Annotated in this window: 4 protein-coding genes; 1 reads left to right on the top strand and 3 read right to left on the bottom strand. The window is 56.0% G+C overall.

Annotated features, from left to right (window positions below; translation table 11 throughout):
• Nucleotides 1-385 precede the first annotated feature (385 nt).
• From HQN87_RS31635 to HQN87_RS31625, 3 genes are all read right to left on the bottom strand, one after another.
• On the bottom strand, nt 386-1354 hold the full coding sequence (locus HQN87_RS31635; RefSeq protein WP_173141276.1) for an ROK family protein: 969 nt from the start codon (nt 1352-1354) through the stop codon (nt 386-388).
• The gene (locus HQN87_RS31630; protein WP_173141274.1) at nt 1344-3170 is read right to left on the bottom strand and encodes a class I mannose-6-phosphate isomerase; all 1827 of its coding nucleotides are present in this window, start codon (nt 3168-3170) and stop codon (nt 1344-1346) included. The genes HQN87_RS31635 and HQN87_RS31630 overlap by 11 nt, the downstream gene beginning before the upstream one ends.
• Before the next feature lie 108 nt (nt 3171-3278).
• Nucleotides 3279-4178: an AraC family transcriptional regulator gene (locus HQN87_RS31625; protein ID WP_173141272.1), complete on the bottom strand. Its 900-nt coding sequence runs from the start codon at nt 4176-4178 to the stop codon at nt 3279-3281.
• An 80-nt stretch (nt 4179-4258) separates the two neighbouring features.
• On the opposite strand from HQN87_RS31625, the gene HQN87_RS31620 reads away from it, so the two are divergent.
• Nucleotides 4259-5791 (top strand): response regulator transcription factor, encoded by a 1533-nt coding sequence (locus tag HQN87_RS31620; RefSeq protein ID WP_173141270.1) that lies wholly within the window; start codon nt 4259-4261, stop codon nt 5789-5791.
• The last annotated feature ends 209 nt before the right edge of the window (nt 5792-6000 follow it).

The following is a 6000-nucleotide window of genomic DNA, read 5'->3' as shown; positions in this document are numbered from 1 at the left end:
ATTTGATATTGAAGTAGACTTTTTCATGAGGTCGCCTCGTTTCGTATGTTTGTAGGGGTACAAACACTTTAACGAATCAGCGGCCTTTTTGCTACCTTATTTTGGGTAATCAACAGGCTTAACGTTTTTCCACTTGTGATCCTGAGCTGCACGGGTGGCAACGACGAAGCACATGCGAAACGCTCAGCGAAAGCGCATGGCCAAACACCCGGCGAAAGCGCATGGTGAAGCTCGCCGCGAAGCACCCGGCGAAAGCGCATGGTGAAGCGCTCAGCGAAAGCGCATGGTGAAGCTCGCCGCGAAGCACCAGGCGAAAGCGCACGGTGAAGCTCGCCGCGAAGCGCTCAGCGAAAGCGCATGGTGAAGCACCCGGCGATGCCCCCGCCTATCCCCCGCTGAACATCCGGGCTATGCCCCGGAAGGTATAGGCGAGCACATGCTCCGCCGTGCGGACCGTCAGGGCGGGGGAGCATGACCTCTGCAAGCGGTCCAGCAAGGCAGGGCCGAACAGGTCATGGCTTCGGGAGATTTGCCCGCCCAGCATGATGAAGTCCGGCCGGTAGCCGTCCACGTAAGGCTGGAGCATCTCCCCGAGCCGGGCTCCGAATTTGGCGAATACCCCGCGCGCGGCGGCATTCCCCTCTCTGGCTTCAATGGCAAGCTCCTTCACATCCAACTCTGCTCCCGGAAGCCCGGCCTCCCCGATCCCGGCCCCTCTGATCCCCGCTTCACGGGCCAGCTTCAGGATGCCTCTGCGGGAGAACCAATCATCCGCCCTGCCGTCAAGATAAGGCTGGTCATACAGCCAGCCGTTCGGCGGGATGCCCGGCCCGTATTCCATGATCCGCGAGCTGTCGATGAAGGCGGAGCCGAGCCCGGTTCCGAGCGTCAAGGCCATGAACCGCTCGCGCGGGAATTCCGCGCTGACTCCCAGCGCAAACAGGCGGGCGTCATTTTCGAAGCGGATATCCATGTCCGGCAGCGGGCCGGACTCCCCGGAGCTGCCAGCAGGCCAGCGTGCGCGTAAGGCTTGGCCCAGATTCAGCCCGTAGATCGCCTCGAATTTGCCCAGCCCCCGGATCAGACAGATCCCCTGCCTGTAATCGAACGGGCCGGGAAAAGCCATCCCGATATGATAGCGGCAGTCCGTTACAGCGTCCCGGTACCTATGCTGATACAGGTCGTACTGGGCCTGAAAGATAGATAGGAAATGGTCAAGGATCGTCTCCCGGTCCCGGTCAGCCAGGGCGGGGAATTCCATGTCACTGCCTTGCAGCGGAAGGCCGTCCTCCAGCACGCAGGTCTTAATAAAGGTTCCGCCCACATCCAGCGCGAGTACGATATCACGGCTCAAGGAGACTCACATCCCATGCTGCGGAGACACCGGCCTTGATCAGCTTGCAGGGGCCGGAACCGGTATTGACGATGGTGTATTCCCCTAGTACAGCCGGGAGAATATACGATTCCGCATAATGCAGCTCCACAAACACCGCCTCGTCCGCAGCAGACACAATCCGCACGGCCTCTCCTTCAACGAGATTATACATGGTCATTTCGCCGCGTGTATCGTCTTTCCAGGTATCCTTCAAGTGAACACGGTGGACATAGAACAGCAGATCGCTGCGCTGTCCCAGCACATACTCTTCATTCTCCCCTTGCTGCTGCAGAAGCACCGGCGAAGGCATGAGCTGCTCTTCAACCCGGGTAGTCTTCTGCGTGAAGTCAATATTGTCGAAGGCGAAGTCGATGTTGATCGGCCGGGGTTTGCCGTCCAGATCCTTGCGCAGAAAATCATAGATTTTGAAGGTGAACCACCAGGTGGTAGAGGAGATCTCCAGCACCAGATTGTCTTTGCCTGCGGAATGGACGGTTCCGGGCGGGATCAGGAACAGCTCGCCCTTCCGGGACTCATAACGGTTAACATAATCGGTCAGCGGCAGCGGAATGCCCGTCTCCTGGGCCTTCTGCACCTCATGGCGGAACTGCTCAGGTGTGCAGTCTTCAGTCAGTCCCAGATAGACCCCGGAATCCCCTTGCTGCTCCATGATGTAATAGGATTCCTGCTGGGCCATGAATTCATTGAACTGGCTGCGGATATAGTCCTGGGTAGGGTGGACCTGGCAGGAGAGATTGTCTCCGTCCATCGTGTCCAGATAGTTGAAGCGGATCGGGAAATAATCTCCGAATAAGCCGGTCAGACGTTCCCCCAGAATCGCCGGATGCTCCTGCTGCATGACCAGCAGAAACGGAATTTCCATCTCTTTGCCTTCATACCCTACAACGATGGAATTCTCGGGGGCAATCGGCTCGAAGCTCCAGGCGCAGTTCACCCAATCCTCCGGCAGATCAGCCAGCTGTTTGAGGAATTGCCCGCCCCACACCCCCGGTGCATAAAAAGGCTTCACCCGCAGCGGCGACCCGGCAATATCCGAGATCATCCGGCGCAGGGACGGCACGGCAGTCATGACCGGCTGCTTCGGCTGATTCAGGTCGAGGTAGTAGTCCATTTGATCCAGGATTTGTTTGCGGTAGGTTTCGAGAATAGGCCATTCCACGAACAGGGCGATTTTATATTTCTCCACGGCATCCCGGTTCCAGTTGAGGCCGAAACTCAGCAACTCCTGCCGGTGGCCGGCCTGCTGGTATTCACGCGAGACATCCAGATATAAGGACAGATCGAACCGCCCCTCTCCAAGCCAGTAAGCCCCCGGGCCAAAAACCAGACAGAATGCAGCCGAATCCGTACCCGGCTCCGTCTCACTCAGCCTGCGGGAGGCTTCTTCCCTGGCCCCGTCCCGGAAATAATCCTCTATACTGCCGTCAGTGAAATAGCCGAAGGCGCGGTTATCCGTAATATTGGCGGCGAAAAACTCCCGCAGCTCTTCGCCTGACTTGAGATAGCTGCCCGAGCCGATGAGGGACACGGAATGACCCGCTTGCTCAAGCGCCTCCACTGTTTTTTGCAGAACAGCTTGAAACGGGGCACCGTGGGTTCCGTCCAAAGCTACATACAGCTTGCAGCTTCCCTTCCCGCTGGCGAGCTGAAGCAGGGTAGCAGCAATCGCTGAATAGCCCTCCCGGAGCACTGCGGGAGGAGCAGCCGAGGGTATGTCATCCTGAGGAACAGGAATGGAGCTGCGTACAAGGTTGACTGGTCGTTTAACAAACATGGGGAACTCACTCCTTCTAAGGGTTTACAACCATTGTAAGGAGTCCTTGCGGGATTATCTTTGAATACGGCGTCTGATTTTTTGTACAATCCGGACATTTGCTGATGATTAGCTCTGGTTCTGTCTTCCGTCTGCAAATTGCGATCTGCGGAACCGGGCGGGGGAGACACCAAGCTGCTTGGTGAATACGCGGGTGAAATAGTGCACAGACTCGAAGCCGCAGCGCTCGGCGATGTCTTTGATGGGCAAGTCGGTGTGCAGCAGCCAATCCTTGGCTTGTTGGATTCTTCGTTCCTGAATATAATGGACGAAAGTCTGGCCCAGGCATGCCTGGAAGATCCTCGACAGATGGCGTGGAGAGATATCCAGTTCCAGGGCTACCTGGGCCATATGCAGCGGGGAGGACAGATTGTCGCGGATATAGCGCCTGGCCCGTTCCAAATGGCGGTGCTCCCCGCTGTCCTCCTTCATCGCCCCGGCCTGCAGATGGGGTTCGGGGGAGAATGCCTGCGGGAAGGAATGCAGCAGAGCAAGCGCCAGATGGTTCATCGGCAGCCGAGACACCGCCGCTTCGCTCTCGGCCAGGCTGAAGAGGGTCCGCCAGATTCGGGCAGAGAGTGCGGCAGCTTCTTGCGGGGCTATGGGCTGCCCTCCGGCGGCGAGTTCCTGAAACGGCTTGCGACCGTCCGCAGAGCTTAGGGCCTCGTCGATTTCAAAGGCAATGAAGAACAGGACCAGCCCCTGCTCACTGCGGATCTGGTGCCAGATGCCCGGACGCGAGCAGAACAGGGTTCCCGGCTCCAGGGGGAAGAGCGCATCGTCATCCTGGTAGGAGCCGGTGCCTTGCTGAACATAACAGACTTCAAAAAAAGAATGGCGGTGCAGGGAATTATTATAATGATTCGGCATGAAGCCCCAGTAATGAATATGAAATGAGGTTTGTCCGTCACTGATATTTGAGATATGCTGATTCAAAAGTGCATTGGCTTTGCGGTACGCCAGGCGCATGGCGGGACCTCCTCATGGTGTAGGCTTCATGAAATGATAACGTTTACTTATAATTCTATCAGACATCAGGAGGGAACTCTATGTTTACCATATTGATCGTGGATGATGAGAAAATTGAACGGGACGGCATCCGGGGGCTGATCGCTGACATGAACTACGAGCTGCGGGTTACCGAAGCGGAGAACGGGGAGAAGGCGCTGGAGTATCTTCGTCTGAACCCGGTGGACATCCTGCTCACAGATATCAAAATGCCCTTCATGGGCGGTCTGGAGCTGGCGGAGCAGGCCAGCCTGGCGCAGCCCTCTCTGGAAATTATTATCTACAGTGCCTACGGGGAATTCGACTATGCCCGCCGGGCGCTCTATACCAATGCTTCCAGTTATCTGCTGAAGCCGATTGATATTGAGGAGTTCGCCGGGGTGATGTCGGGCGTGATACAGAAATGCGCGGATAAGGCCACCCAGCAGCGCCGCACTGCCGAGCTTATGCAGGGGTATCAAAAAGGTCTGGAGTACGAGAGGGAGAAGTGGCTGACCGATGTGCTGAACGGGGTACAGGTGACCGCAGATGATGCCGCACTGCCGTTCGGAGGGCAGCCGGCCGCTCTGCTGCTGATTGATTTCAAGGAGCGTTTCTTTGACCGCAGCTACGAGGCCTTTGAGCAGGCGGCGGAGCAGCTCACAGCCGGTGAATATGAGCTGCTGAACCTGAATGAATATCAAAGTGTCCTTATATTCCCTTGTCCGGGCAGCGGCGGACAAAAGAGGATCAGGGACATGAGTGAAGCGCTGGCGGAGCGGATCGCGGAACGCTTTTACCGGCATTGCTGCATCGTATACAGCAGCGTGATCTCCGATTGGCAGGAGGTTTCGGCGTGTTATGAGCAGATGGAGCAGACGCTGGACTACAAATTCTTTTTTGAGGATACGGTGGTGCTGTTTGCCGGTGATGACCTTGCTGGCAGTGTCCCTGAGTTTGTCAGCACAGAGACGCTGATGGCGGATATCAACCAATTCATTACCCATGGGGAATATGCAGGCGCTGCCAAAAGCATTGAGCTTCTGTTCAGCCATTTGAGCCGGAACGGCGGTTCTTCTGCGATATATGTCAAGTATCTGTGTTCGGACCTGGTGCGGAATGCGTTTGAACAGTCGGCCCGCAGGCAGAAGGCGGATTTCCAGCAAACGGTAGAGCGCATCTTCAAAAGCGATTCGATTACAGAGGTGAAGCAAGTGCTGCTTCAGGCGCTATCGGAAATAGAACCGGACAGCGGCCCTCCCGATGAGAGCAAACGCCATATTGTCCAGCAGGTCATCCGGATTGTGGAGAAGGATTTCAGGGAGGATATCAGTCTGGAGGTCATCGCCGGGCGCGTATCGCTTAATCCCAGCTACCTGAGCCATTTGTTCAAGAAAGAAACCGGGCAGAGCCTGATCAAATTCATCACTCAGCAGCGTCTGGAACGGGCACGGCATTTACTGGACAGCACCAATATGAAAATCGTCGATATCGCCGAACATGCCGGCTACTGGAGCTCCTCCTACTTCTGCCAGACCTTTAAAAAATATTACGGCATCAGTCCGCAGAAATATCGTGAAATGCTGGACGAATAACGGCACCCGGGGGATGGGCAGCGGCCGGAAGTCCAAATGTTCACCGCAGTGACGATGAAGCTTCAAGTTTAAATCTTAAGTGCGTCTTATATAGCTTCCAAATTAATTGACGCGTATCCAAAGAATTTGGGATTTCGCTCCCTTCCAGGCTAATTTACAATTTAACTGTAAGCATGAAAGCGTTTTATAACAAAGTTTGGGAGGGGCAT

Source organism: Paenibacillus tritici (assembly GCF_013204885.1).
Lineage (GTDB): Bacteria > Bacillota > Bacilli > Paenibacillales > Paenibacillaceae > Paenibacillus_AQ > Paenibacillus_AQ tritici.
This window is presented reverse-complemented; position numbering and strand designations above follow the sequence as displayed.